The following is a 23,414-nucleotide window of genomic DNA, read 5'->3' on the forward strand; positions in this document are numbered from 1 at the left end:
GACGTGCTGCAGGTGTTGCCGGACTCTCTGTAAGAAAAGCCGACGCCGCCCGTCAAGGCTGGCCGCCTTGCGGCGAAGGATCCAGCAGAGCGTGCATATGGGGCAGCAAGCGTTGCCCTGGCACATAGTCGCGCATGGCCGTGGCCAGCTGACGCGCCGCCAGCCTGGCCCGGCCATCGTCGAGCATGCGCGTCGCGGCATGGCGCAGGGCGGTTTCCTGGAAGCGGTCGGCGCGCAGCAGCAGGCCGGCGCCGGTCCCCGCGATGCCGTGCATGTTGAGGAATTGGTCGAGGTTGCTGGCGATGCCGATGACGGGCACGCCTGCCGTCAGCGCCTGCTGGCTGGTGGGGCTGCCGCCGTTGCAGATCACCAGGCTGGCGCGCCGGGCCGCCGCGTCGCCCGGCAAGAAGGGCGCGACGTGGGCATTCGGCGGCACGGCATCGACGCGGCCGGTGCCGGCCGTGGCCGCCAATACGGTGACGGGCAGGGGCGCCAGCGCGTGCAGCACGCGCGGCAGCAATTGCCCCTGGCCGGAACTGCCCAGGGTGACGTAGATGATGGGTCGTCCACTGCTCAGTTCCGGGCGCTGCCACCAGTCCGGCAAGTCGAGCGGCGGCGCCCAGATGATGGGGCCCAGGTAGTCGTGCGTGGACGGCATGGCGTGCGGCGGGAACAGTTGCGGAATATCCGCATACACGGTGCGGTCCGCATCCGTATAGATGCGCCGCAGGTCGCTGCCCAGCGACGGCAGGCCATGGCGGCGGCGCACGCGGTTCAGCGGCACGGCATGCGAGGCGAAGGCCAGCGGCCGGATCAGGCGGAACAGGGGGGCTGCCAGCCAGATGGGCAGCAGGCGGGTCAGGGGCAGGCTGGGCACCGTGTAGTGCTGGCGCACGTACGGACTCCAGTAGGCATTGCTGACGGTGAGGTAGGGAATGCGCTGCAGGCGCGCGCTGACGGACAGCGACAGGCGGAAGTCGCCGATCACGAGATCGGGCTGGACGGTATTGAGCAGGCGCAAGTCGTCTTCCACATATGCGTGCAGGGTGCTTTCCGTGTAGACGGGCTTGCCGTGCGCCAAGGCCTGCAGGAATTGCAGCGATGAAATACTGTCGATGCGCCAGCGGCGAAAGGGCGCTTGCTTGAAGCAAAAGTCATAGCCATCGGCGCAGGCAAAATGCACCTCATATTTGTCCTCGTCGAGTCCCTGGGCCAGGCTCAGGGGGCGGCCGACGTGGGCCAGGGTCACTGCCTCGGCCATAAAGAGGATTGTCTTGCGCGCCATGGGGATTGCTTGCATTCGCAGGTGAGAGACCTGCCAGGTTGGAGTGGCGCCGCGCCGTTTAGTTCCCGCGGCGGCTTGCCACTGGCGGGCGCCAGGATTTGGCCGCATCGGCTAGAGTGGGGCAAAGGAGGTCACATGCAAACCCAATTCCGTCCTGCCCTGTTGCGTGCGCACAGCACGCCCGAACCCGATATGCCGCCACCGCCGGAAGGCGATCCCGTCACGCCGCCGCCGGAAACGCCGCCCCACATCGAGCCCGTGCCCGTCGAGGAGCCGACGCCGCCGCCGCCGCCCGTGAAAATGCAGTGACGGGGCGCGGTGCGCCGCCGGCATGGCGGTGACGGGGAGATGCGCGCCGCGTTTATTTCCGATCGGAAATGGACTGCGCGATGGCCGCCAGCGCCACGCCATTTAAACAACAAAAACGCCAATAAATGTTGCCGAGTGGATACAAATCAAGCTCTAACTGTCGAGTGTCATGCGGCCGTCACGATTCTGTTCTTATAATGAGACATCATAAAAATTCTTGTACAGGAGACCATCGTGGGCAATTCCTTGCATAACAAAATTTACCTGGGCCGGCGCCCTGTGATCACCAGCAAAAACCTCGTGGCGCTGGCCCTGGCGGGCGCCGTGGCGGGTTGCGGCCTGGCATGGCTGCTGCTGCGCAGCTACAAATAACGGTCGTCACGCCCGTGTTTCCGCCGCCTGGCCGCCTGGCGGGCGGCGGTAGATTCACGTTGCCTGTTGCCGATGCGCAGCGGGGCGCGTACCATGGGGGCCGAACACCTGGCCTTTTATGGAAAAGTAATGAAGAACGAGAAATTAACGACCGATGAATATGACGCGCTGGAGCAAGTTGCACGCGGCATCAAGACCGAGCGCCCCAGCGCTTGCGTTGCCCGCAATGCCAAGCGCCTGTCCGGCCTGAAGCTGCTCAGCTATGCACGCGATGGCCGTTTGTCCATCACCGAGAAAGCACAACAACTGCTGTTCCTGCGCCGCTGCATCATGGGGCTGCGCGCCGTCGCCACTGATCCGCTGACCAAGCTGGACTCGGACGTGGCTTATTTCCTGGGCAAGAAAGCCCACATCGTGGCGCGCGCCGAAGGCGAGGGCCACGACATTTCCGACAAGGGCCGCGACTCGCTGGCCGACATCGATACCCTGGGCCTGTAAGTCCCGCAACCGGCCCCTGGGGCCGGTTTTCACATCCTTCCCCTTTTTATTATTTCCCCTTTGGAGAACACTTTGGACAGCGCGATGAACTGGTCGGCCCACGAACTGACGATGACGGTCTTGATGACGCCCGATATGGCCAACTTTTCCGGTAACGTGCACGGTGGCACCATCCTGAAGTACCTCGACAGCGTTGCCTATGCCTGCGCCAGCCGCTATTCGGGCAGCTACGTGGTCACCCTGTCGGTGGACCAGGTGATGTTCCTGCAGCCTATCCACGTGGGCGAGCTGGTGACGTTCCTGGCGTCGATCAATTACACGGGCACGACGTCGATGGAAGTGGGTATCCGCGTGGTGACGGAAAACATCCAGCAGCGCCTGGTGCGCCACGCCAACAGCTGCTATTTCACGATGGTGGCCGTGGATGCGAACCGCAAGCCCGTGGCCGTGCCGCCGCTGGCGCTGGAGACGCCGGAACAGCAGGTGCGCTTCGAGCAGGCCAAGCTGCGCAAGCTGTCGCGCCAGAAAGTGTCGAAGAAATAAGTCGTTGCGGACATAAAAAAACGGCCACCAGAGCGATCTGGTGGCCGTTTTTCATTGCATGCCTAGAGGCAATGGCAAACCGTGATTAACGGTCGCCGTAGCTGCGGCGTGCGCCGTCGGTGCTGCGCGGGTTCGAACCCTTGTAGCCGCCGCCGGTGCTTGGTGCGCCGTCTTTACGCGGTGCGCCCGGCTTGCTGAACGTGCGTTGGCCTGGCTTCGCGCCGCCACGGTTGTCGCCTGGTTTCCAGCCGCCTGGACGGGCGCTCGAACGTGGTGCCGATGCCGTTTTCTTTGGCTCGAAACCTTCGATGACATTGACCGGGATCAATTGCTTGGTGAAGCGTTCGATGCGCTTGACGTTCATGCCTTCAGCGTGGTTCACCAGCGAGATGGCCAGGCCATTGCGGCCAGCGCGGCCGGTACGGCCGATGCGGTGGACGTAGTCTTCCGGGAACTTCGGCAGATCGTAGTTGAACACGTGGGTGATCGTTGGCACGTCGATACCGCGGGCGGCAACGTCGGTGGCAACCAGCACTTTGACCTGGCCGCGGCGCATGCCGTCCAGGGTGCGGTTACGCGCGCCCTGATGCATGTCGCCGTGCAAGGCGGCAGCCGAGAAACCGGCGATGTTCAGACGGTCGGCGATGGTGTCGGCGTCACGCTTGGTGGCGGTGAACACAACAGCCTGATCCAAGGTTTCGTCGCGCAGCAGGTGGTCCAGCAGGCGATTCTTGTGCGACAGGTCGTCGACGAAGTGGACGCGCTGCGTGATGTTTTCATGCTTGTTGCTCGAGCTTGCCACTTGGATGACCAGCGGGTTTTTCGTGATGCGGCGGGCCATGTTGCCGACCACGCCATCCAGCGTTGCCGAGAACAGCATGGTTTGACGGCCTTCCGGCGTCGCTTCGACGATCTTTTCGATGTCGTCGATGAAACCCATGTCCAGCATGCGGTCGGCTTCGTCCAGCACCAGGATTTCCAGTTGCGAGAAGTCGATCTTGCCCGAGTCCATGTGGTCGATCAGACGGCCTGGGGTCGCGACCAGAATCTCAGGATTCTTGGCCAGCAATTGCATCTGTTTAGGGTAAGGCATGCCGCCCAGGATCGACACAGCCTTGATGCGGCGGATGCCGGTGCTGTACTTGTCGGTGTTGGTGGTCACTTGCAGGGCCAGTTCGCGCGTCGGCGTCAGCACCAGCATTTTTGGCTGGGCAGCCTTGAAGCGTGGACGCTCGCCGCGGGCGCGCGATGCTTGCATTTCCTGGTTTGGCGTCTTGCCGGCGGCGCTTTGTTCGGCGCTGGCCAGTTTGTGCAGCGACGGCAGCATGAATGCTGCGGTCTTGCCCGAACCGGTCTGCGACGAGACCAGCAGGTCACGGCCCTCGATCGCGGCTGGAATCGCTTGCGACTGTACCGCGGTTGGCGCGGTGTAGCCCGATTCGGTCAGAGCGGCGAGGATGGACGGATGCAGGCCTAAGGATTCAAATGTCATTCTTTTTCTTTCGTGAAAATCAGCGTTCTTGCAAAAAGCAGAACGCAAAATAGCAACGCCAACCAAAACGAAATGACTCAACTAGAAAGAAATTTCGGCACAAAAGCTTTGCGCCGGGACGGTGTCAGGTGCGACACACAAGGCGGGAGGGCTTTATTAAGCGGCATCCTGTGGATGCGCTAAGGCTTGCGAAGCTGCTAAGTTTGTAGTGCATGTAACTGCGGTGTTGCCATCGCTTCAAGGAAACATATTGCAGCGCACAACGACACTATACCGTATTTGCTGCCGTTTTGCACGGCTTAAATGGGAAGAAACGACAGTCCTACCACGTTTTGCTCATGTTTCCTATGTGAAATCAGTAAGAATACGTAGTTTTCTTCCGTCTAATGGAGCATGGCCACGATGTCGGCGGGCAGCGGCGGCGCCTGTCGCGTTTCTCGGGCCAGGTTGATTTGCCGGGCCGCTTGTGCCACGTCGACCAGGCGCCAATTACTCTACTTCCGGATTGACGGCCATCACTTGCGAAAAGCCGCCATCGACGTAGGTAATCTCGCCCGTGATGCCGGAAGCCAGGTCGGACAGCAGGAAGGCGGCCGTGTTGCCCACTTCCTCGATGGTGACGTTGCGTCGCAGCGGGGCGTGTTCGGCCACAAAGCCCAGCAGCTTGCTGAAATCCTTGATGCCGGACGCGGCCAGGGTCTTGATGGGGCCGGCCGAGATGCCGTTGGCGCGGATGCCGCGCGGACCCAGCGATTCGGCCAGGTAGCGCACGGACGCTTCCAGCGACGCCTTGGCCAGGCCCATGGTGTTGTAGTAGGGCACGGCGCGCACGGCGCCCAGGTAGGTCAGGGTCAATACGCAGGCGCCCGGATGCAGCAGGGGCAGGGCGGCCTTGGCCATGGCGGGAAAGCTGTAGGCGGAAATGTCGTGCGCGATGCGGAAACTGTCGCGCGACAGGCCGTCGAGGAAGTCGCCAGCGATCGCTTCGCGCGGCGCAAAGCCGATGGCGTGCACGAGGCCGTCGAGGTGTTCCCAGTGCTGCGCCAGGTCGCTGAAGACGGCGCTGATCTGTTCATCGCTGGACACGTCGCAGTCGAAGACCAGTTCGCTGCCGAATTCCGCCGCAAATTCCGTGATGCGCTCCTTGAAGCGTTCGCCCACATAGGTGAAGGCGAGGGTGGCGCCTTCGCGGTGGCAAGCCTTGGCGATGCCGTAGGCGATGGAACGGTTCGACAGCAAGCCCGTGATGAGGATTTTTTTGCCTTGCAAGAAAGCCATGACGACTCCTGTCTGGGTAGGTGGGCGGGTAAGGCGGATGTGCAACCGGCCGCGACAGCAAGGCTGTGGCGGCCGGTGAGGTAGGTCAATACAGCTCAGGCGATCAGTGACGGGCCTTGGCGCGACTGTTGCCGCCGCCGCGCTGGATGCGCGGTTTCACCAGAGAAATTGGCGCGGCTTGCACCTTGCCTCCCTTGGCGGCGCGGCGCAGTGCCTTGGCGGCCCGTTCCGGACGGTCCGCTTCCAGCAGCATGGTGGCGCTGTCGGCGATTTCCTGGGTGATGTCCTTGTTCATCGTGGCCGAGGTTTTCGGCACGAGGATGGTGGAGCCGGCGCGCAGGCTGGTGCGCTGCGGAATATTGTTGGCCTGGCGCAGCACGTCGGCCGTGGTGCCGAATTTCGACGCCAGGGTTTCGATGCGTTCGCGCGCATTGGTGATCTTGTGCGTCGTCCAGCTCGACAAGGCATGGCCCCATTGCGCCAGGTTGGTGGTGAACTTGGCGGCGTTTTCCTGTGGCAACAGAATCTTGGTCTTTTCGCCGCCGATGATGACGGGGCGGTTAAATTGCGGATTCAAGGCCTTGAATTCATCCATCGACAGTTCGGCCAGCTGGGCGGCGACGGTGATGTCGATGTCGCTGGTCTTGTCGATGGCCGTGAAGTAGGGCTGGTTGTCGACCACGGGCAGGGTCAGGCCGAACTGGGCCGGATTGGCGATGATGTTTTTCACCGCTTGCAGCTTGGGCACGTAGTTGCGCGTTTCGGCCGGCATCAGGTCGGCCAGGCTTTCGAAGTCGGTCGGCTTGCCCAGCGCCTGGTTTTTCTTGATGGCGCGCTGCACCGAGCCTTCGCCCCAGTTGTAGGCGGCCAGGGCCAGTTGCCAGTCGCCAAACATGTCATACAGGCGCTGAAGGTACGTCAGGGCCGCATCGGTCGAGGCCAGCACGCCGCGGCGCTCGTCCTTGAACATGTTTTGCTTGAGGTTGAAATCGCGCCCCGTGGCGGGCACGAATTGCCACATGCCGGCCGCATTGGCGCTGGAGAACGCTTGCGGATTGAAGGCGGACTCGATGAACGGCAGCAAGGCCAGTTCCGTCGGCATGCCGCGCTTTTCCAGTTCCTGCACCACGTGGAAGATGTAGCGCGAGGCGCGCGCCGTCGTGCGGGCGATGTAGTCGGGGCGGGTGGCGTACCAGTTGACGTGATTGGCCACCAGCTGGTTGTTGATGTCGGGAATCGCATAGCCGCTGCGGATGCGGCCCCAGACGTCGGCTTCGCGCAGCGGATCGGAATTGTCGCTGAGGTTTTTCAGCAGGCGGTCGGTCTTTTGCAGGCGGTTGTCGAGGGTGGGGAGTTTCGCCGTGACCTGGGCGGTCATCGGGATCAGGGCAGGTGCAGCGGCGGCGACTGGCGCGTTATCGCTCTCAACACCGGCTTCGTACGCCTGGCTGAGGGCGGGCGCAAGCGCCAGTGCCAACGCCGCCAGGACGGTAGATTTAAAGGAGTTTTCGTGCATAGTGTTCCATTGTTGTCGTCGGAGAAACATCGGACAGACCCATGATCAAGCAGCGAGTGTACGTATATCCACATGCAGGAGTCAAGAATTATGTCAGCATGATGACAGGAAATAAGCGGCAATAAGTGGGATACGGCTGAGTTTCCATTCGCAAATGCTGTCATTATTGCAAATTTAATTTGCCCAATGCGTGATTCGGCCGCTGTTATAGCATACATGGCGAAGAGGCTGGCGCAAGCTTGGACAGCGCCGGGCATGAGGCTGCGCAAAAGTGCGTACAATTTGGCTTTGGCCGGCCATTCGGCTGCCGGCCGCCATATTGATAGAGAGTTAAGTATATGAACACCCCGACGCGCCACGACGACGACAACGCCGTCATCATCGCCAATACCGTTGCCTGGCTGGAAAAGGCCGTGATCGGCCTGAACCTGTGCCCGTTCGCCAAGGCCGTGCACGTCAAGAAGCAGATCCGCTACGTGGTGTGCGAATCGAGCAATCCGGAAGATTTGCTGGCGCTGCTGATGGACGAGCTGCAAATCCTGGCCGACACGGACCCCGAGCAGATCGACACGACCTTGCTGATCCATCCATATACCCTGAACGATTTCCTCGACTACAACGAGTTCCTCGATGTGGCCGACGCGGCCGTCGAAGACATGCACCTGGCGGGCGAACTGCAAGTGGCCAGTTTTCACCCTGCCTATCAGTTTGCCGAGACGTTCGAGGACGACATCAGCAACTACACCAACCGTTCGCCGTACCCGACCCTGCATTTGCTGCGCGAAGACAGCATCGAGCGCGCCGTCGAGGCATTCCCGGAAGCATCGGAAATTTTCGACAAGAATATTGCCACACTGGAAGCGCTGGGCACTGAAGGCTGGGAAAAGCTCGGCTTGCCGAAGGTATCCTGATGGCGGACAAGGAATTGCCGCCGCGTCCCGATACGCCCTGCGTGGCCGTGTGCTCGACGACGTTCGATGAAATCTGCCGCGGCTGCGGCCGCAGCGTGGTGGAAGTGGCCCACTGGGTGTCGATGACGGATGAAGAGAAGGAAGTGGTGTGGGTGCGCATCCTGGCGCAAGGGTATCCGCGCCGGAATACTTGACGTGTTTGTGTTGCCGAACCCAACGGCAAATGCTGGGGTCAGACCCGACGGATCTGACCCCATATTTCAGCGCTAACGATTAATAACTACCAATAAAATCCTTCTTGCCCACTTCGATGCCATTGTGACGCAGGATGTCGTACGCCGTCGTCGCGTGGAAGAAGAAGTGCGGCAGCGCGTAGTGGAACAGATAGGTCTGGCCCGTGAAGTGCTTGGTCTTTTCGCCGCTGCCGGTGGTGATGGCGCGCGTTTCGCTGCCGTCGATGTCCGCTTGCGGCAGGCTTTCCAGGAAGGCGATGGTTTTCACGATGCGCGCCTTCAGCTCTGCAAAGCTCTGTTCGCTGTCTTCATACGGCGGCACGGCCACGCCGGCCAGGCGCGCGCCGCAGCCCTTGGCGAAGTCGGTGGCGATCTGGATCTGGCGCACGAACGGCAGCATGTCCGGGAACAGGCGGAATTGCAGCAGGGCGTTCGGGTCGATTTTCTTGTCTTGCGCGTGCGTTTCCGCCTTGTCCAGGATGGCGGCCAGGCTGCCCAGGATCTGTTTGAAGACGGGGATCGAAGCGGAGTAGATGGAGAAGGTCATGATGGTTCCTCTAGGTAAAGTGGCGCGATGATAGCAAGCTGCGCGCTTTTCTGCTGGCGCCGGCCTGGCGCGCCGGCATGCGTGTGGTTTTTCAACCCTGTTTATATGACATCAGGTAGCCGCCGGCGCGTGTTTGTTGGTGACTTTTCCCGCTTTTTGCATGCATAATTGCTCCTGATAAAGATTCGTCCCGCCTCGCCACCCGATTCCCCTGTAAAGTCAATGATCGCCCGCCTGATCCCTGTTGCCCTGTCGCCGCATGTTTAATTCACCTTCTCAGCGCCTGCGCGCCAGCCTGCGCGTGCTGTATGGCTCGTCGATCTATGGCGCCTTGCTGCTGGTGGTCTTTGGCGGATTGGTCGTGCCCGCCATCTTCGGCAGCTACGTGCTGGTCGGCGTGCATGAGCGCCAGTCGGCGCGCACCAGCCTGAACGAGGCCTTGCAGCGCAATGCCGACATCCTGGCGCTGGGCATGCAGGAGTCGCTGTGGAACATGAATGCGGAATCGGCCCACTCGCTGGTCGAGTCGGTGATGCGCGACCGCTCCGTGCTGCTGGTGAAGGTGCTGGGGCAGGGCGACACGGAATTCATCCGCCTGCGGGCGCCGCAGCGCCCCGTGGGCAATCTGTACCGCGCCGAGCGCGACATCCTCGTGCGCGGCGAACGCATCGGCCACGTCGTCGTCGAAATGGACGATGCGCGCAGCCAGCAGGAGCTGCGCGAAAAGCAGATCTCCTATATTTTCGTGCTGGGCGCACAGCTGGCCGTGTCGATGGCGCTGATCGTGCTGTTCCTGAACCGCCGCCTGTTGAAACCCCTGCGCCGCCTGACGCGCTTTTCCGACCGCCTGTCGCACGGCGATTTCGACACGCCCCTGGCTTCGCATAGCAATGACGAACTGGGGCGCCTGACGGCCCAGCTCGAGCAAATGCGCGCGGCCATCGGCCAGCTGTTCGAGGACGTGGGCCAGCGCGAAGAGCGCTTCCGCAGCATCGTCACGCAGGTGCCGGGCGCCGTCTTCCGCTACCGGCCCGACGGCCCCATCGATTTCGTCAGCGACGCCATCGAGGAAATTTCCGGCTATTCGGCGCGCCAGTTCATGCGCGGCACCACGCATGCCTGGGCCGACCTGATCTGCCCGGAAGACCGCCGCGAGCACCGCCGCGCCGTGCGCCAGGCGGTGGCCGAGGTACGGCCGTATGCGCTGGAATACCGCATCATCGACGCTTTCGGCATCGAACGCTGGGTGGCCGAGAATGGCCAGCCGCAGGCGGGCGAGCAGGGCGTCATCTGGGTCGACGGCATCATTGCCGACATCAGCCAGCGCAAGCACCACGAGATGCGCATCGAAGCGCTGCTGACGGAGCAGAGCGCGATTCTCGATAACGTGATGTTCGGCGTGATGTTCGTGCGTCACCGCCGTATCATTTCCGTCAATCGCCGCTGCGAAGAGCTGTTCGGCTACGACCATGCCGAGATGACGGGCCGTTCGACGTCCATCGTGTTTGCGAGTGCGTATGACTTCGAGGATGCGGGCGAGCGCCAGTATCCGGCGCTGGCCCAGGGCGGCGATTTCAGCGAGGAGCGCCAGTACAAGCGGCGCGACGGCAGCCTGTTCTGGGCGCTGGTCAGCGGCTGTGCGCTCGATCCGCTGCGCCCCAATGAAGGCAGCATCTGGGTGTATGCCGACATCACGGCGCGCAAGGAAGCCGAGGAAAAGCTGCGCCTGTCGGCCACCGTGCTCGAACATATCGCCGACGGCGTGATGGTGGTCGATGCCAGCGGCATCATCGTCACCGTCAATCCCGCCTTCACGCAGATTACCGGCTATGCCGAGGCCGAGGCGGTGGGCCAGCACTCGTCGCTGACCCGCTCGGCGCGCCACGACGCGGCGTTTTACCAGGCCATGTGGGACGAATTGAAGGCCAGCGGTTTCTGGCGCGGCGAAATCTGGCACCAGCGCAAGAACGGCGAACTGTACCTGGAGTGGCTGACCATCAGCGCCGTGCGCGACACGCACGCCACCACCACGCATTACGTGGGCGTGTTCAGCGACATCACCCTGATCAAGGAGTCGCAGGAAAAGCTCGACCACATGGCCCACCACGACCCGCTGACGGCGCTGCCGAACCGCCTGCTGTTCCACGACCGCCTGCAGCACGCCTTGCTGCGCGCCGCGCGCGACCAGGAGCAGCTGGCCGTGCTGTTCATCGACCTGGACCGCTTCAAGAACGTCAATGATACCCTGGGCCACCATGTGGGCGACGAATTGCTGCAAAAGGTGGCCGGCCAGCTGGCGGCCCGCCTGCGCGAAGGCGACACCCTGGCGCGTCTGGGCGGCGATGAATTCATCGTCCTGCTCGAACGCGTCGACGGCGAGTACGGTGCGACGCAGGTGGCGGAAAAGCTGATGACCATGTTCGACCAGCCCTTCACGGTGGCCGACCATGAACTGTTCGTCACCTGCAGCGTGGGCATCAGCCTGTATCCGGACGATGCGCTGGACTTGAACATGTTGATCCGCAATGCCGACGTGGCCATGTACCAGGCCAAGGCGCGCGGGCGCAACGGCTACCGCTTCTATGCGCCGTCGATGACGGGCGAAGGCGTCGAGCGCCTGCGCCTGGAAACCTTTTTGCGCCGCTCGATCGAGAAAAACGAGATGTTCCTGAATTACCAGCCGCAGGTGGAAATCGACACGGGCCGCCTGGTCGGCGTCGAGGCGCTGGTGCGCTGGAACCATCCGGAACTGGGCCTGGTGCCGCCGGCCCGCTTCATTCCGCTGGCCGAGGACAGCGGTTTCATCAACCAGCTGGGCAAATGGGTGCTCGACGAGGCGTGCCGCCAGATGATGCGCTGGCAGGCGCAGGGCTTGCACGTGCCGAAGATGGCCGTGAATCTGTCGGTAAAACAGTTCGAGCGGGGCAGCATCGCCGGCATGGTGGCCGACATCCTGATGGAAACGGGCCTGGAGCCGCAGCGCCTGCAGCTGGAAGTGACGGAATCGGTGATCATGAACACGGGCGACGCGCTGGGCTTCATCAACGATTTGCACGCCATCGGCGTGGGCCTGGCCATCGACGATTTCGGCACCGGTTATTCCTCGCTCGCGTATCTGAAGCAGTTGCCCGTGCAGACGCTGAAGATCGACCGCTCCTTCATCAAGGATATCTCGACGGACGTCAATGACGAGGCGATCGCGATCGCCATCATCCAGCTGGGCAAGAGCATGCAATTGTCCGTGATCGCCGAAGGCGTGGAGACGGAAGAGCAGGCCGCCTTCCTGCTGCGCCATGGCTGCAAGCTGGCGCAAGGTTATTTTTATAGCCGTCCGGTGCTGGCACAGGATATGCTGGAGCGCTGGACCGATCCGCTGGATCAACCACTAACCAATTAAAGGGTATCCCATGGCCGGAGAAAAAAACACGTCGCGCCGCCGTTTCCTGCTCGGCGGTCTGGGTCTCGGCGTGGCCGGCGTGGGCGCCCTGGTGCTGGGCTGGGGCGTGCTGCCGCCGCGCCAGCGCCTGCATGGCAGCGCGCCGCTGCCGCTGCAGGATGGCGCCGTGGCCCTGAACGGCTGGCTGGCCATAGGCACGGACGGCACGGTGACCCTGGCCATGCCGCGCAGCGAGATGGGGCAGGGCGTGCACACGGCCTTGCCGATGCTGGTGGCCGAGGAACTCGACGTGCCTTTGAGCAGCGTCAAGCTGATCCAGGCGCCCATGGACAAGATCTTCGGTAATGTCGCCATGCTCAAGGATAGCCTGCCGTTCCACCCGGACGACCAGGGCCGCCTGAAGGCGCTGGCGCAGTGGACGGTGGCCAAGGCGGCGCGCGAACTGGGCGTGGTCGTCACGGGCGGCTCGTCGAGCGTGAAGGATGGCTGGGGCCCCATGCGCGAAGCGGGTGCGTCGGCACGCGCCATGCTGGTAGGCGCCGCTGCCGTGCTGTGGCAAGTGCCGCCCGGGCAATGCCGCACGGAAGATGGCGCAGTGCTCCACCCGGACGGGCGGCGCGCCAGCTACGCCAGCCTGGCGCAGCACGCCGCCGCAATCGACCCGGGCGCGCCCGTGCTCAAATCTCCCAAGGATTTCAAGCTGATCGGCCAGCCGGCGCCGCGCCGCGACACGCCGTCCAAAGTCAATGGCAGCGCGCGTTTCGGCATCGATGCGCGTCCGCCCGGCATGCTGTATGCGGCCCTGCATCTGCCGCCGCGCCTGGGCGACACCCTGGCCGCGTTCGACGCGGCGCCCATACTCGCCATGCCGGGCGTGAAAAAGGTGCTGGACCTGACGCCGCACCTGCCACAGCGCGGCACGTCGGTCACCTCGTGCGCCGCCGTGGTGGCCGACACCTGGTGGCGCGCGAAACAGGCGGCCGCCGCCTTGCCGACGCAGTGGAAGGCCGGTCCGCAGGCGAACCTGTCCAGCGCCGGCGTGTATGCGGAGTTTGCCCGCCTGCTCGACAGCGAGGCGGGCCATGCGTACCACGCCAGCGGCGAGGTGGAAAGCAAGGCCGTGCAGGGTTTGCGCAGCGTCAAGGCCGAGTACCGCGCGCCGTTTCTCGCGCACGCCGCCATGGAACCCGTCAACTGCACCGCGCAAGTCAAGGATGGCAAGGTGATGCTGTGGGTGTCGACGCAGGCGCCCGGTATCGCCGTCGATGTGGCGGCGAAGGTGGCCGGCGTCGACGCGAAGGATGTGACGATCGAGGTGCTGCTGCTCGGCGGCGGTTTCGGCCGCCGCCTGGAAGTGGATATGGTGGCCCAGGCCGTCGCCATCGCGCTGCAGTGCGGCGGCGCGCCCGTGCAACTGGTGTGGACGCGCGAACAGGACACCCGGCACGATATGTACCGTCCCGCCGCGCTGGCCCGCTTCGCGGCCCGCCTCGACGAACACGGCCGCATCGCGTCCTGGGACAACAAATCCGTCAGCGCTTCCATCACGCATCAGTTCTTGCAGCGCAATTTCGGCTTGCCCGGCGCGGGGCCGGACAAGACGACGGCCGAAGGCGAATTCGACATGCCGTATGAAATCGCCAACCAGCGCATCGCCCACGTGATCGCCGACAGTGCCGTGCCGGTAGGCTATTGGCGCTCCGTGGGGCACTCGCACAATGCCTTCTTCAAGGAAAGCTTTATCGACGAACTGGCGCACGCGGCGGGGCAGGACGGCGTCGCCTTCCGCCGCGCCATGCTGGTGAAACATCCGCGCCACCTGGCCGTGCTCGATGCGGCCGTTGCCAGGGCGGGCAGTCCTCCGCCTAGCCATGCGCATGGCGTGGCCCTGCACCAGTCGTTCGGCAGCATCGTCGCGCAAGTGGCGCAGGTATCCGTGGAAAATGGCGAGATCCGCGTGCAGCGCGTGGTGTGCGCCATCGATTGCGGCATCGCCGTCAATCCGAACATCATCGCCCAGCAGATGGAGTCGGCCGTGTTGTTCGGCTTGTCCGCGGCGCTGGGCGGCGAGATCACGTTCCAGGAAGGCAAAGTGGAGCAAAGCAACTTCCACGACTATCCCGTGCTGCGCATGGGGCAAACGCCCGAGGTGGAAACCATCATCATCGCCAGCGCGGAACACCCCGAAGGCGTGGGCGAGCCGGGCACGCCGCCGATCGCGCCGGCCGTGGCCAATGCCGTGTTCAGTTTGACGGGGAAACGGCTGCGCAGCCTGCCGCTGCGCCTGGGCTGATCTTACTGATCGAGTGTCGCGGCCAGCATGTGGCGCAAGTTGCAGTCGCGCTGCCAGTCGCGGCGTTCCTGCGTGCTGCCGGCCAGCGCCGCCAGTTCCTGCGCGCTGAGCGCCTGCTGCGCCTGCACCATGCGGTGCGCCAGGCCGCCGTCGGGCAGCACGGTGCCGAAGAAGGCCACGTTGTCGTCGTGCTGGATCAGCAGGGTGGGGAAGTTGTCGATGTCGAGGTCGCCCACCACGTCGGCCTGGTCTTCGATGTCGACCCAGACGAAGACGGTGTCCGGGTGGCGCGCGGCCAGTTCCTCGAACGTGGCGCGGTAGCTGCCGCAAGTGCCGCACCACAGCGCGCACAGGCAGGCCACCGTCCAGCGCGGGCCGGCCAGGGCTGCCGCGACGTCGGCGCGGTTATCGGTCGTGAGGGTCAGGCTGTGCATGGTCGTATCTATTCAGTAGGGCGATGGGCGCCGGGCGCCCGATGCGCGTATTCTACCGCGCCCGACGACGTCAGTCGCGGGAATGCATGAGCTTGTTTATCCGTGTTTTTTGATGCAACGCACCTTTCTGGTGGATAATGCTGGTAATTGCGCGCTGATTACGCTGGTCCATGTTGTTTCCTGGCCCCGCAGCCTGACCCCTCCAGTCTGTTTTCATGCCCTGCCCGGTGTCAGCGCTCCCGCCTTTATTTATTTTTATTATGGAATTAGCCAGCTTATGTTGAGTTACCGCCACGCCTTTCACGCGGGTAATCACGCCGATGTGTTGAAACATTATGTGCAGATTCAGTTGTTGCAATATCTGAATCAAAAAGATACCGCCTATAGTTATATCGATACCCATTCCGGCGCGGGCGTGTATGCGCTCGACGGCGGCTATGCATCGAAAAATGCCGAGTACGAAACGGGCATCGCGCCCCTGTGGGACCGCACGGACTTGCCAGCTTCGCTGGCCGAGTACATGAAGTTGATCAAGGAAATGAATCCGAGCGGCAAGATGCGCTATTACCCGGGTTCGCCGTACTGCGCCGACAAGGTCAGCCGCGAGCAAGACCGTCTGCGCCTGTTCGAGCTGCATCCCGCCGATGCCAAGATTCTGGCCGACAACTTCCGCAAGGTCGAGGCGCATGCTCTGGCCCAGGGCGAGCGTCCTACCGTGCGCGGCAAGCGCGTCATCATCACCAAGGCGGATGGTTTCCAGAGCCTGAAAGCCCTGCTGCCGCCGCCATCGCGCCGCGCGCTGGTGCTGATCGATCCGCCGTATGAAGACAAGATGGATTACCGCAAGGTCAAGGACACCCTGGCCGACGCCCTCGTGCGCTTCCCTTCGGGCATGTATGCCGTCTGGTACCCCGTACTGCAGCGCATGGAATCGCGCCAGTTCGCCGACAAGCTCAAGCAACTGCCCAGCTCGGACTGGCTGCACGTGACCCTGACGGTGAACACCCCGTCGCCGGACGGCTTCGGTTTGCACAGCAGCGGCATGTTCATCCTGAATCCGCCGTACACCCTGGAGCCGATGTTGCGCGAAGTCATGCCTTACCTGGTGAAGGTGCTGGGCCGCGACGACGGCGCCAAGTTCGTATTGGAAACGGGCAAGGGCGGACAGAAGAATACGGGCACCAGAAGAGTGTAATCCTGCTTGTCTTGGTAGTACTGTAATAAAAAACGCCACGGGCAATATACCCGTGGCGTTTTTTATGGGCGGGGGATTACTGTCCCAGCAGCAAGAACACGGTCGGTTTCTTGTGGAAGTCAGGAGCCTTGCCGGCAGCCAATTGTTTCTTCCACTGTCCGCCATTCCACGTTTGCACGCTTTCCGTGTCCAGGCTCAGGTCGGTGGCGACGCAGATCAGGGTCGATGGCGCGCATTGCGCCACGAGGGCGTCGAGCATGGCGGCGTTGCGGTATGGCGTTTCGATGAACAGCTGGGTCTGCTTTTCATTGCGCGAACGCCCTTCCAGTTCCTTGATGCGCTTGGCGCGCAGGGCCGCATCCGTGGGCAGGTAGCCGTTGAAGGCGAAGCTCTGGCCGTTCAAGCCGCTGGCCATCACGGCCAGCAGGATCGACGAAGGGCCCACCAGCGGACGCACCTTGATACCGTGCTGATGCGCCAGGCGCACCAGGTCGGCGCCAGGGTCGGCCACGGCGGGCACGCCCGCTTCCGATACGAGGCCCGCGTCGCGCCCCGCCAGCAGGGGCGCCAGCAAGCCGGCCAGCGCTTGCGCCGGGGTATTCACGTTGAGTTCGGAAATCGTGATTTCCTGCAGTGGCTTGGCCAGCGGATGCTGGTTGCCGATCAATTTCAGGAAGGCGCGCGCCGTCTTGGCATTTTCCGCAACGAAATAATCGAGCTGGGACGTGATGTGCCGTACTTGCTCTGGAATGATGTGGGCCAGCGGGTCGGCCGGGCTGTCGGACAGGCCGAGGTGGTTGGGAATCAGGTACAGGGTGCCGGTCATATTCTTATTGTCGGTAAATTAAAGGGTGAAAAACGTGACGCCTGCCTTGCGCAGCATGCCGGTGAGGGCGATCAGCGGCAAGCCGGTGAGGGCGGTCGGGTCGGTGGTGGCGATGCGTTCGAGCAGGGCGATGCCCAGGCCTTCGTTCTTGGCGCTGCCGGCGCAATCGTACGGCTGCTCGATGCGCAGGTAGGCGTCCAGCTCGGCATCGGGCAAGTCGCGCACGGTGACGAGGGTCTGGACATCTTCCACCTGCGCCACAGGCACCGCCTGGCGCCCGTCCAGCAGGCACAGGGCCGTGTGGAACACGGTCTGGCGTCCGCGCATGGTTTGCAGTTGCTGCAGGGCATTCGCATGGTTGCCGGGCTTGCCGATCTGCGCGCCATCGAGGGTGGCGACCTGGTCGGAGCCGATGACGAGGCTGCCAGGATGGCGGTCGAGCACGGCCTGCGCCTTGGCCTGGGCCAGGCGCAGGGCCGTGGCGCTGGGGCTTTCGCCTGGCAGGGGGCTTTCGTCGAGATCGGGCACGGCGACTTCGAAAGGCAGGCGCAGGCGTTCCAGCAATTCCTTGCGGTAGGTCGAACTCGATGCAAGAATCAAGCGCAATGGGGCGGAAGTTGGTATCATTCGGTGGTGGATGGCGGCCGGCATGGCCGCGCTGGTCGATGTCAGTGGAATTTCACGCAAATTCCAGGGCGCAGAGCCCCTGACTGAGGCTCCATGCGGCATGACGGTGTTAATGAAATTGTCATGTTTATGGCAATGATTGCGTCAAAAAAAGATGCTTAGCCTTTGACTCCGTGCTAAAAACCCTGTTATTATCGCAGGTTTTCCGGGGAAATTTTCTACCAATGAATGCTTTTGTGATCGACGCCTTTGATTTTTGTCGTATCAGCGGGAGCCGCGAGGGTGTAACTCCTGTCGCTGAAATGACCCGGTTGACCAAGGATTGTGCAGATAATTCCGGCGAGATCGCCTGGAAGATCGTCGGCGGCACCAGCAAGCTGGGCTACCCGCAACTGACCTTGTCGGTCAACGGCACCGTTCAGCTGGTTTGCCAGCGCTGCCTGACTCCGTATGCTTACGCGATAGATTCTTCGACTGTTCTGATGCTGGGCAAGGATGACGAGCACGCGGACGAGATCGAAGAAATCATCAACGATGAAACGATCGACGTGATCGTCGGCAGCCGCAGCATGGATGCCGCGGCCCTGATCGAAGATGAAGCCTTGCTGGCCCTGCCGCAGGTACCCAAACACGACGTCTGCCCCGATACGGCGCAGCTCGATGCTCTCAAGACTGAAAAGAAGTCGCCGTTCGCGGCACTGAAAGACTTGAAGCCAGAATAAGTAGTGTAAGAAAGGAAACCTTAAAAACCGTGGCGAGCGGTCAGCGCAGCAGGTTTGTGGGGTTCCGAGTAAAGAACGTGTCAAACGCGTGTAGTAATCGAGTATGGCAAGTGTAGTGAAATGTAATTGTAATAAACGATGTCGGTCCGGGCTATTTTCGGGTAGTCTTTGCCGCTGGGATACTCGATTCGCATGTATTTGCTAATCGATTGTGCTAAAATTTTAGAACTTATGTATTAGGAGTCATCATGGCAGTTCAACAGAACAAGAAAACCCCTTCCAAGCGCGGCATGCACCGTTCGCACGACTTCCTGGTCGCGCCGCAATTGAGCGTCGAGCCAGTTACCGGCGAAACACACATGCGTCACCATATCAGCCCTAACGGCTTCTATCGTGGCCGTAAAGTGTTGAAGACCAAAAACGACGAGTAATCGACGTTTTTGTTGGGTAAGATGAAAGCGGTGTTGCGTGGTTATTCGGCGTGGCGCCGCTTCTTCTTTTTTATCGGCTGCAATTCATCTTGCGCACCCGTCATTTTGAATCAAGCTTGCTCAGGCGGTGCATGACATGCTGCGCCCTGCATATGCTCCAGTCCGATTCACATCTTGCCGCACGCCCGCAGCGGTATTGAATCAACACAAATGACAATCAAAATTTCTATCGACTGCATGGGCGGAGATCACGGTCCCTCAGTCACTATCCCCGCAGCAATTTCCTTCGTAAAACATGAGCCTGAAGCCGAACTGATCCTTGTTGGATTGGAAGACGTGATCCGTGCCGAACTGAAAAAACATAAAGCCGACACGCATCCGCGCCTGTCGGTATTGCATGCCTCCGAACAAGTTACCATGGACGATCCCCTGGAAGTGGCCCTGCGCCGCAAGAAGGATTCCTCCATGCGCGTGGCCATCGAACAGGTCAAGAACGGCGTGGCGCAAGCCTCCGTTTCCGCCGGTAATACGGCAGCCCTGATGGCCGTGTCGCGCTATGTATTGAAAACCATGTCCGGCGTCGACCGCCCGGCCATCTGCAGCATCTTGCCGAATCAAAAGAACGGCCCCACCTACATGCTGGATCTGGGCGCCAACGTCGATTGCGAACCGCATCACTTGCACCAGTTCGCCATCATGGGTTCCGTGCTCGTGTCCGCCATGGAAGGCATCGCACGCCCCACGATCGGCTTGCTGAACGTGGGCACGGAAGATATCAAGGGCAATGAAGTGGTGAAGCTCACCTCGAAGCTGCTGCAGGCCGACCACGAGCGTGGCGCGCTGAACTTCTACGGCAACGTGGAAGGCAACGATATCTTCAAGGGCACGACCGATATCGTCGTCTGCGACGGTTTTGTCGGCAATGTCACCCTGAAGGCCATCGAAGGCCTGGCGCGCTTCATGAAAGACGTGCTCACTTCCGAATTCAAGCGCAATCCGATTACCATGCTGGGCGCGCTGATCGCCCGCGGGGCCCTGAAAGCCATCGGCAACCGCTTGAATCCATCGCGTTACAACGGCGCCAGCCTGCTGGGCTTGCGTGGTCTCGTCTTCAAGAGCCATGGCAGCGCCGATGCCTATTCCTTCGAATGGGCCTTGCGCCGCGCCTTTGATGCGGCAAAAAATGACGTGCAAGCGCACCTGGCCAGCCTGATCGCCGAGCTGATGCCGCGCACGCCAGTACCGGACGAACCTACATCAACAAGCTCTACCATTTAGTGGACGGGTATTTGCATGACTGTTTTTAGCAAAACTTACAGCAAAATTATCGGTACCGGCAGCTACTTGCCGGAGAAGCGCGTCACCAACCAGGATCTGACCGAACAGCTCGCCGCCAAGGGCATCGAGACGTCGGATGAATGGATCGTGTCGCGCAGCGGCATTTCGGCGCGCCATTACGCGGCGCCGTCGCAAAACTCCTCGGACCTGGGCGTGGAAGCGGCCAAAAAGGCCCTGGAAATGGCTGGCCTGAACGGCAACGACCTGGACCTGATCATCGTCGCCAGCTCGACCCCCGATTTCTTCGGCAGCTTCCCCAGCACGGCCTGCATCGTGCAAAACAAGCTGGGCATCACGAACAACTGCGCCGCCGTCGACGTGCAAGCCGTCTGCAGCGGTTTCGTGTATGCGGTGGCCACGGCCGACAGCTTCATCCAGTCGGGCATGCACAAGAACGTGCTGGTGATCGGCGCCGAAGTGTTTTCGCGCATCCTCAATTTCGACGACCGCGGCACTTGCGTGCTGTTCGGCGACGGCGCCGGCGCCATCGTCATGACGGCATCGAAAGAGCCGGGCATCCTGGCCACCAAGCTGCACGCGGATGGCCGCCACTCGAACATCCTCAGCGTGCCGGGCAGCCTGGCTGGCGGCGCGCTGGACGGCAGCGCCTTCCTCTACATGGATGGCCCGGCCGTGTTCAAGCTGGCCGTGTCCGTACTGGAAAAAGTCGCGCACGAAGCCCTGGAACATGCCAACATGACCTCGGACCAGATCGACTGGCTGATCCCGCACCAGGCGAACATCCGCATCATGAACAGCACGGCCAAGAAACTCGGCTTGCCGCTGGACAAGATGGTCGTCACCGTCGACCAGCATGGCAACACCTCGGCCGCCTCGATTCCGCTGGCGCTCGACATCGCCGTGCGCGACGGCCGCGTCAAGAAGGGCGACAACGTCATGATGGAAGGCGTGGGCGGCGGCTTTACCTGGGGCGCCGTGCTGGCGCGCATGTAATCCCGCAACATTATTAAAAAAAACGGAGTCGACATGACACAATTTGCATTTGTTTTCCCAGGCCAAGGCTCGCAAGCGATTGCGATGCTCGACGGTTTCGCCGGCAACCCCGTGGTTGCGCAGACCGTCGCCGAAGCGTCGGACGCCCTGCAATTCGACCTGGGCAAGCTGATCGCCGAAGGTCCGAAGGAAGAACTGGATCTCACCACCAACACGCAACCGGTGATGCTGACGGCGGCCGTGGCCTTCTACCGCGCCTGGCTGGCGGCCGGCGGCCCCGTGCCGACGGTCGTGGCCGGTCACAGTCTCGGTGAATACTCGGCGCTGGTCGCCGCCGGCGTCATTTCCTTCAAGGATGCCGTGCCGCTGGTGCGTTTCCGCGCGCAAGCCATGCAGGAAGCCGTGCCCGTCGGGCAGGGCACGATGGCTGTCGTGCTGGGCCTGTCGGATGACGACGTGCGCGCCGCCTGTGCGGAAGCGGCGGCGGAAAACCCCGCCCTGGTGGTCGAGCCCGTCAATTTCAATGCGCCAGCGCAAGTCGTCATCGCCGGCCACACGGCTGCGGTCGAGCGCGCCTGCGAACTGGCCAAGGCCAAGGGCGCCAAGCGCGCCATGAAACTGCCCGTCTCCGCGCCATTCCACTCGTCGCTGCTGAAGCCCGCGTCGGACCGCTTGCGCGAATACATGGCCGGCCTGACGTTCGCCGCGCCGCAGATCGCCCTGATCAACAACGTCGACGTGGCCATCGTCAACGACGTGGCCGGCATCAAGGATGCGCTGGTACGCCAGGCGGCCAGCCCCGTGCGCTGGGTGGAAACCATGCAAAAGGTTGCCGCGGATGGCATCACGCAAGTGATCGAATGCGGTCCGGGCAAGGTCCTGATGGGCCTGGCCAAGCGCATCGACCCGGTGCTGGTGGGCGACGCCATCGTTGACCAGGCTTCGCTGGAACGCATTTTGACGCAGCTCAAATAAACATCAGATCGCGGCAGGCTGCCTGCCGCGGTTGCTCTTAAGGATACTCATGAATTTAGCAAATCAAGTCGTGCTGGTCACGGGCGCCTCGCGCGGCATCGGCCGCGCCATCGCCACCGAACTGGGCAAGCAGGGCGCCACCGTGGTCGGCACCGCCACCTCGGAAAGCGGCGCGCAAGCGATCACCGATTACCTGGCCGCCGAAGGCGTGGCGGGCAAGGGCCTGGTCCTGAACGTGACCGATGCGGCGCGCTGCGCGGCCGTCGTCGATGAAGTGCAGAAAACCTACGGCAGCCTGTCGATCCTCGTCAACAACGCGGGTATCACGCAAGACCAGCTGGCCATGCGCATGAAGGATGAAGAGTGGGACAGCGTCATCTCGACGAACCTGTCGGCCGTCGGCCGCCTGTCGCGCGCCGTGCTGCGTGGCATGATGAAAGCCAAAACTGGGCGTATCATCAACATCACGTCGGTCGTGGCTTCGTCGGGTAATCCGGGGCAAATGAATTACGCGGCGGCCAAGGCCGGCGTGGAAGGCATGAGCCGCGCCCTGGCGCGCGAAATCGGCAGCCGCAACATTACCGTGAACTGCATCGCGCCGGGCTTCATCGATACCGACATGACCAAGGCTCTGAGCGAAGAGCAGCATGCGGCCCTGTTGACGCAAATTCCCCTGTCCCGCCTGGGCAAACCGGAAGACGTGGCAGCGGCCGTGGCCTTTTTGGCCTCGCCGCAAGCGGCGTATATCACGGGCACGACCCTGCACGTGAACGGCGGAATGTACATGAATTGATGTGAAAGGTAGACAGGGCGGGCGTTTGTGGCATGATTCAACGGTCGTTTTTGTCTATAATCGCATCTTTTAGCAGCAGCTTCGGTTGAATTAGCAGCAGACACCGAAATTAGTATTCGGACGCGCAAACCTGATAAAATGCGCGCACTTTCCGTAACACACACTTTGGAGCCATAACATGTCGGATATCGAACAACGCGTTAAGAAAATCGTCGCTGAGCAACTGGGCGTTGCAGAAGCAGACATCAAAATCGAATCCTCCTTCGTCGACGACCTGGGCGCCGATTCCCTGGACACCGTGGAACTGGTGATGGCCCTGGAAGACGAATTCGAAATGGAAATCCCTGACGAACAAGCTGAAAAAATCACCACCGTGCAACAGGCGATCGACTACGCCACCGCACACGTCAAGGCCTAAGCCTGTCTGACCGACTTCAGGAGAATC

At 62.1% G+C, this 23,414-nt stretch carries 25 protein-coding genes; 16 read left to right on the forward strand and 9 right to left on the reverse strand.

Annotated elements, in window-relative coordinates; all coding sequences use genetic code 11:
- Window positions 1-52 precede the first annotated feature (52 nt).
- Entirely contained in the window at window positions 53-1,285 is a 1,233-nt protein-coding gene (locus CLU94_RS22455) for a glycosyltransferase (protein ID WP_099667250.1), read from the reverse strand.
- Between the two features lie 135 nt (window positions 1,286-1,420).
- On the opposite strand from CLU94_RS22455, the gene CLU94_RS28460 reads away from it, so the two are divergent.
- The 4 genes from CLU94_RS28460 to CLU94_RS22465 all read left to right on the forward strand — a co-directional run bounded on the left by CLU94_RS28460 (window position 1,421) and on the right by CLU94_RS22465 (window position 3,007).
- Window positions 1,421-1,594 (forward strand): hypothetical protein, encoded by a 174-nt coding sequence (locus tag CLU94_RS28460; RefSeq protein WP_162835752.1) that lies wholly within the window; start codon window positions 1,421-1,423, stop codon window positions 1,592-1,594.
- Between the two features lie 246 nt (window positions 1,595-1,840).
- Window positions 1,841-1,966: a hypothetical protein gene (locus tag CLU94_RS28750; protein ID WP_257218939.1), complete on the forward strand. Its 126-nt coding sequence runs from the start codon at window positions 1,841-1,843 to the stop codon at window positions 1,964-1,966.
- A gap of 129 nt (window positions 1,967-2,095) precedes the next feature.
- Window positions 2,096-2,464, forward strand: a complete 369-nt coding sequence (locus CLU94_RS22460; protein ID WP_099667251.1) for a hypothetical protein — start codon at window positions 2,096-2,098, stop codon at window positions 2,462-2,464.
- A gap of 84 nt (window positions 2,465-2,548) precedes the next feature.
- Window positions 2,549-3,007 carry an acyl-CoA thioesterase gene (locus CLU94_RS22465; protein WP_071326331.1) on the forward strand — a complete coding sequence of 153 codons (459 nt, stop codon included), beginning with the start codon at window positions 2,549-2,551 and terminating at the stop codon, window positions 3,005-3,007.
- A gap of 85 nt (window positions 3,008-3,092) precedes the next feature.
- Here the strand turns inward: CLU94_RS22465 and CLU94_RS22470 are convergent, their stop codons facing one another.
- The 3 genes from CLU94_RS22470 to CLU94_RS22480 all read right to left on the reverse strand — a co-directional run bounded on the left by CLU94_RS22470 (window position 3,093) and on the right by CLU94_RS22480 (window position 7,293).
- Window positions 3,093-4,499, reverse strand: coding sequence for a DEAD/DEAH box helicase (locus tag CLU94_RS22470; RefSeq protein ID WP_071322891.1), 1,407 nt, complete (start codon window positions 4,497-4,499; stop codon window positions 3,093-3,095).
- Between the two features lie 489 nt (window positions 4,500-4,988).
- A complete protein-coding gene (gene fabI / locus CLU94_RS22475) occupies window positions 4,989-5,777 on the reverse strand; it encodes an enoyl-ACP reductase FabI (protein ID WP_099667252.1) in 789 nt (262 codons plus the stop codon).
- 103 nt (window positions 5,778-5,880) lie between these two features.
- A complete protein-coding gene (locus tag CLU94_RS22480; protein ID WP_034779271.1) occupies window positions 5,881-7,293 on the reverse strand; it encodes a transglycosylase SLT domain-containing protein in 1,413 nt (470 codons plus the stop codon).
- A gap of 338 nt (window positions 7,294-7,631) precedes the next feature.
- Here CLU94_RS22480 and CLU94_RS22485 point away from each other — a divergent pair, with 338 nt between their 5' ends.
- Both CLU94_RS22485 and CLU94_RS22490 read left to right on the forward strand, forming a co-directional pair.
- Window positions 7,632-8,204, forward strand: a complete 573-nt coding sequence (locus CLU94_RS22485) for a DUF1415 domain-containing protein (protein ID WP_099667253.1) — start codon at window positions 7,632-7,634, stop codon at window positions 8,202-8,204.
- The gene (locus tag CLU94_RS22490; RefSeq protein ID WP_034779267.1) at window positions 8,204-8,398 is read left to right on the forward strand and encodes a DUF1289 domain-containing protein; all 195 of its coding nucleotides are present in this window, start codon (window positions 8,204-8,206) and stop codon (window positions 8,396-8,398) included. The genes CLU94_RS22485 and CLU94_RS22490 overlap by 1 nt, the downstream gene beginning before the upstream one ends.
- A 79-nt stretch (window positions 8,399-8,477) precedes the next feature.
- Here CLU94_RS22490 and CLU94_RS22495 read toward each other — a convergent pair whose 3' ends face one another.
- The gene (locus CLU94_RS22495; RefSeq protein ID WP_034779265.1) at window positions 8,478-8,984 is read right to left on the reverse strand and encodes a DUF1993 domain-containing protein; all 507 of its coding nucleotides are present in this window, start codon (window positions 8,982-8,984) and stop codon (window positions 8,478-8,480) included.
- A 259-nt stretch (window positions 8,985-9,243) separates the two neighbouring features.
- Between CLU94_RS22495 and CLU94_RS22500 the strand changes: the two genes are divergently transcribed.
- Together CLU94_RS22500 and CLU94_RS22505 are read left to right on the forward strand one after the other, a co-directional pair.
- Window positions 9,244-12,381 carry an EAL domain-containing protein gene (locus tag CLU94_RS22500; RefSeq protein WP_099667254.1) on the forward strand — a complete coding sequence of 1,046 codons (3,138 nt, stop codon included), beginning with the start codon at window positions 9,244-9,246 and terminating at the stop codon, window positions 12,379-12,381.
- A gap of 10 nt (window positions 12,382-12,391) precedes the next feature.
- Window positions 12,392-14,674, forward strand: coding sequence for a xanthine dehydrogenase family protein molybdopterin-binding subunit (locus CLU94_RS22505; RefSeq protein WP_180278735.1), 2,283 nt, complete (start codon window positions 12,392-12,394; stop codon window positions 14,672-14,674).
- 2 nt (window positions 14,675-14,676) lie between these two features.
- Here CLU94_RS22505 and CLU94_RS22510 read toward each other — a convergent pair whose 3' ends face one another.
- Both CLU94_RS22510 and CLU94_RS28465 read right to left on the reverse strand, forming a co-directional pair.
- Entirely contained in the window at window positions 14,677-15,108 is a 432-nt protein-coding gene (locus tag CLU94_RS22510) for a thioredoxin family protein (protein ID WP_099667255.1), read from the reverse strand.
- 70 nt (window positions 15,109-15,178) lie between these two features.
- The gene (locus CLU94_RS28465; protein ID WP_180278538.1) at window positions 15,179-15,442 is read right to left on the reverse strand and encodes a hypothetical protein; all 264 of its coding nucleotides are present in this window, start codon (window positions 15,440-15,442) and stop codon (window positions 15,179-15,181) included.
- Between CLU94_RS28465 and CLU94_RS22515 the strand changes: the two genes are divergently transcribed.
- Window positions 15,386-16,303, forward strand: a complete 918-nt coding sequence (locus tag CLU94_RS22515) for a 23S rRNA (adenine(2030)-N(6))-methyltransferase RlmJ (protein WP_070255356.1) — start codon at window positions 15,386-15,388, stop codon at window positions 16,301-16,303. The genes CLU94_RS28465 and CLU94_RS22515 overlap by 57 nt on opposite strands.
- A 76-nt stretch (window positions 16,304-16,379) precedes the next feature.
- Here CLU94_RS22515 and CLU94_RS22520 read toward each other — a convergent pair whose 3' ends face one another.
- Both CLU94_RS22520 and CLU94_RS22525 read right to left on the reverse strand, forming a co-directional pair.
- Window positions 16,380-17,129 carry an SAM-dependent methyltransferase gene (locus tag CLU94_RS22520; RefSeq protein ID WP_099667256.1) on the reverse strand — a complete coding sequence of 250 codons (750 nt, stop codon included), beginning with the start codon at window positions 17,127-17,129 and terminating at the stop codon, window positions 16,380-16,382.
- A gap of 18 nt (window positions 17,130-17,147) precedes the next feature.
- On the reverse strand, window positions 17,148-17,756 hold the full coding sequence (locus CLU94_RS22525; RefSeq protein WP_099667257.1) for a Maf-like protein: 609 nt from the start codon (window positions 17,754-17,756) through the stop codon (window positions 17,148-17,150).
- Window positions 17,757-17,980: 224 nt separating this feature from the next.
- Between CLU94_RS22525 and CLU94_RS22530 the strand changes: the two genes are divergently transcribed.
- From CLU94_RS22530 to acpP, 7 genes are all read left to right on the forward strand, one after another.
- Window positions 17,981-18,478: a YceD family protein gene (locus CLU94_RS22530; RefSeq protein ID WP_099667258.1), complete on the forward strand. Its 498-nt coding sequence runs from the start codon at window positions 17,981-17,983 to the stop codon at window positions 18,476-18,478.
- Between the two features lie 248 nt (window positions 18,479-18,726).
- Window positions 18,727-18,909 carry a 50S ribosomal protein L32 gene (rpmF, locus tag CLU94_RS22535; protein WP_034749653.1) on the forward strand — a complete coding sequence of 61 codons (183 nt, stop codon included), beginning with the start codon at window positions 18,727-18,729 and terminating at the stop codon, window positions 18,907-18,909.
- A 210-nt stretch (window positions 18,910-19,119) separates the two neighbouring features.
- Window positions 19,120-20,187 carry a phosphate acyltransferase PlsX gene (gene plsX / locus CLU94_RS22540; RefSeq protein ID WP_034779241.1) on the forward strand — a complete coding sequence of 356 codons (1,068 nt, stop codon included), beginning with the start codon at window positions 19,120-19,122 and terminating at the stop codon, window positions 20,185-20,187.
- 15 nt (window positions 20,188-20,202) lie between these two features.
- Window positions 20,203-21,201, forward strand: coding sequence for a beta-ketoacyl-ACP synthase III (locus tag CLU94_RS22545; RefSeq protein WP_099667259.1), 999 nt, complete (start codon window positions 20,203-20,205; stop codon window positions 21,199-21,201).
- Between the two features lie 33 nt (window positions 21,202-21,234).
- Window positions 21,235-22,176 (forward strand): ACP S-malonyltransferase, encoded by a 942-nt coding sequence (gene fabD, locus CLU94_RS22550; RefSeq protein ID WP_077406717.1) that lies wholly within the window; start codon window positions 21,235-21,237, stop codon window positions 22,174-22,176.
- A gap of 49 nt (window positions 22,177-22,225) precedes the next feature.
- Entirely contained in the window at window positions 22,226-22,969 is a 744-nt protein-coding gene (gene fabG, locus CLU94_RS22555) for a 3-oxoacyl-ACP reductase FabG (protein ID WP_035820245.1), read from the forward strand.
- A 178-nt stretch (window positions 22,970-23,147) separates the two neighbouring features.
- Window positions 23,148-23,387, forward strand: a complete 240-nt coding sequence (acpP, locus tag CLU94_RS22560) for an acyl carrier protein (RefSeq protein ID WP_008449912.1) — start codon at window positions 23,148-23,150, stop codon at window positions 23,385-23,387.
- The last annotated feature ends 27 nt before the right edge of the window (window positions 23,388-23,414 follow it).

It is taken from the genome of Janthinobacterium sp. 13 (genome assembly GCF_002749695.1).
GTDB lineage: Bacteria > Pseudomonadota > Gammaproteobacteria > Burkholderiales > Burkholderiaceae_D > Janthinobacterium > Janthinobacterium kumbetense.

Bases quoted from the DNA above. Each gene is read 5' to 3' on its own strand.
- CLU94_RS28460 (WP_162835752.1), top strand. From the start codon at position 1,421: ATGCAAACCCAATTCCGTCCTGCCCTGTTGCGTGCGCACAGCACGCCC.
- CLU94_RS22480 (WP_034779271.1), bottom strand. From the start codon at position 7,293: ATGCACGAAAACTCCTTTAAATCTACCGTCCTGGCGGCGTTGGCACTG.
- CLU94_RS22490 (WP_034779267.1), top strand. From the start codon at position 8,204: ATGGCGGACAAGGAATTGCCGCCGCGTCCCGATACGCCCTGCGTGGCC.
- CLU94_RS22465 (WP_071326331.1), top strand. From the start codon at position 2,549: ATGAACTGGTCGGCCCACGAACTGACGATGACGGTCTTGATGACGCCC.
- CLU94_RS22530 (WP_099667258.1), top strand. From the start codon at position 17,981: ATGAATGCTTTTGTGATCGACGCCTTTGATTTTTGTCGTATCAGCGGG.
- CLU94_RS22485 (WP_099667253.1), top strand. From the start codon at position 7,632: ATGAACACCCCGACGCGCCACGACGACGACAACGCCGTCATCATCGCC.
- CLU94_RS22525 (WP_099667257.1), bottom strand. From the start codon at position 17,756: ATGATACCAACTTCCGCCCCATTGCGCTTGATTCTTGCATCGAGTTCG.
- CLU94_RS22500 (WP_099667254.1), top strand. From the start codon at position 9,244: ATGTTTAATTCACCTTCTCAGCGCCTGCGCGCCAGCCTGCGCGTGCTG.
- CLU94_RS22470 (WP_071322891.1), bottom strand. From the start codon at position 4,499: ATGACATTTGAATCCTTAGGCCTGCATCCGTCCATCCTCGCCGCTCTG.
- fabG (WP_035820245.1), top strand. From the start codon at position 22,226: ATGAATTTAGCAAATCAAGTCGTGCTGGTCACGGGCGCCTCGCGCGGC.
- CLU94_RS22515 (WP_070255356.1), top strand. From the start codon at position 15,386: ATGTTGAGTTACCGCCACGCCTTTCACGCGGGTAATCACGCCGATGTG.
- CLU94_RS28465 (WP_180278538.1), bottom strand. From the start codon at position 15,442: ATGTTTCAACACATCGGCGTGATTACCCGCGTGAAAGGCGTGGCGGTA.
- CLU94_RS22505 (WP_180278735.1), top strand. From the start codon at position 12,392: ATGGCCGGAGAAAAAAACACGTCGCGCCGCCGTTTCCTGCTCGGCGGT.
- rpmF (WP_034749653.1), top strand. From the start codon at position 18,727: ATGGCAGTTCAACAGAACAAGAAAACCCCTTCCAAGCGCGGCATGCAC.
- fabI (WP_099667252.1), bottom strand. From the start codon at position 5,777: ATGGCTTTCTTGCAAGGCAAAAAAATCCTCATCACGGGCTTGCTGTCG.
- CLU94_RS22545 (WP_099667259.1), top strand. From the start codon at position 20,203: ATGACTGTTTTTAGCAAAACTTACAGCAAAATTATCGGTACCGGCAGC.
- CLU94_RS22495 (WP_034779265.1), bottom strand. From the start codon at position 8,984: ATGACCTTCTCCATCTACTCCGCTTCGATCCCCGTCTTCAAACAGATC.
- CLU94_RS22520 (WP_099667256.1), bottom strand. From the start codon at position 17,129: ATGACCGGCACCCTGTACCTGATTCCCAACCACCTCGGCCTGTCCGAC.
- plsX (WP_034779241.1), top strand. From the start codon at position 19,120: ATGACAATCAAAATTTCTATCGACTGCATGGGCGGAGATCACGGTCCC.
- acpP (WP_008449912.1), top strand. From the start codon at position 23,148: ATGTCGGATATCGAACAACGCGTTAAGAAAATCGTCGCTGAGCAACTG.
- fabD (WP_077406717.1), top strand. From the start codon at position 21,235: ATGACACAATTTGCATTTGTTTTCCCAGGCCAAGGCTCGCAAGCGATT.
- CLU94_RS22510 (WP_099667255.1), bottom strand. From the start codon at position 15,108: ATGCACAGCCTGACCCTCACGACCGATAACCGCGCCGACGTCGCGGCA.
- CLU94_RS22455 (WP_099667250.1), bottom strand. From the start codon at position 1,285: ATGGCGCGCAAGACAATCCTCTTTATGGCCGAGGCAGTGACCCTGGCC.
- CLU94_RS22460 (WP_099667251.1), top strand. From the start codon at position 2,096: ATGAAGAACGAGAAATTAACGACCGATGAATATGACGCGCTGGAGCAA.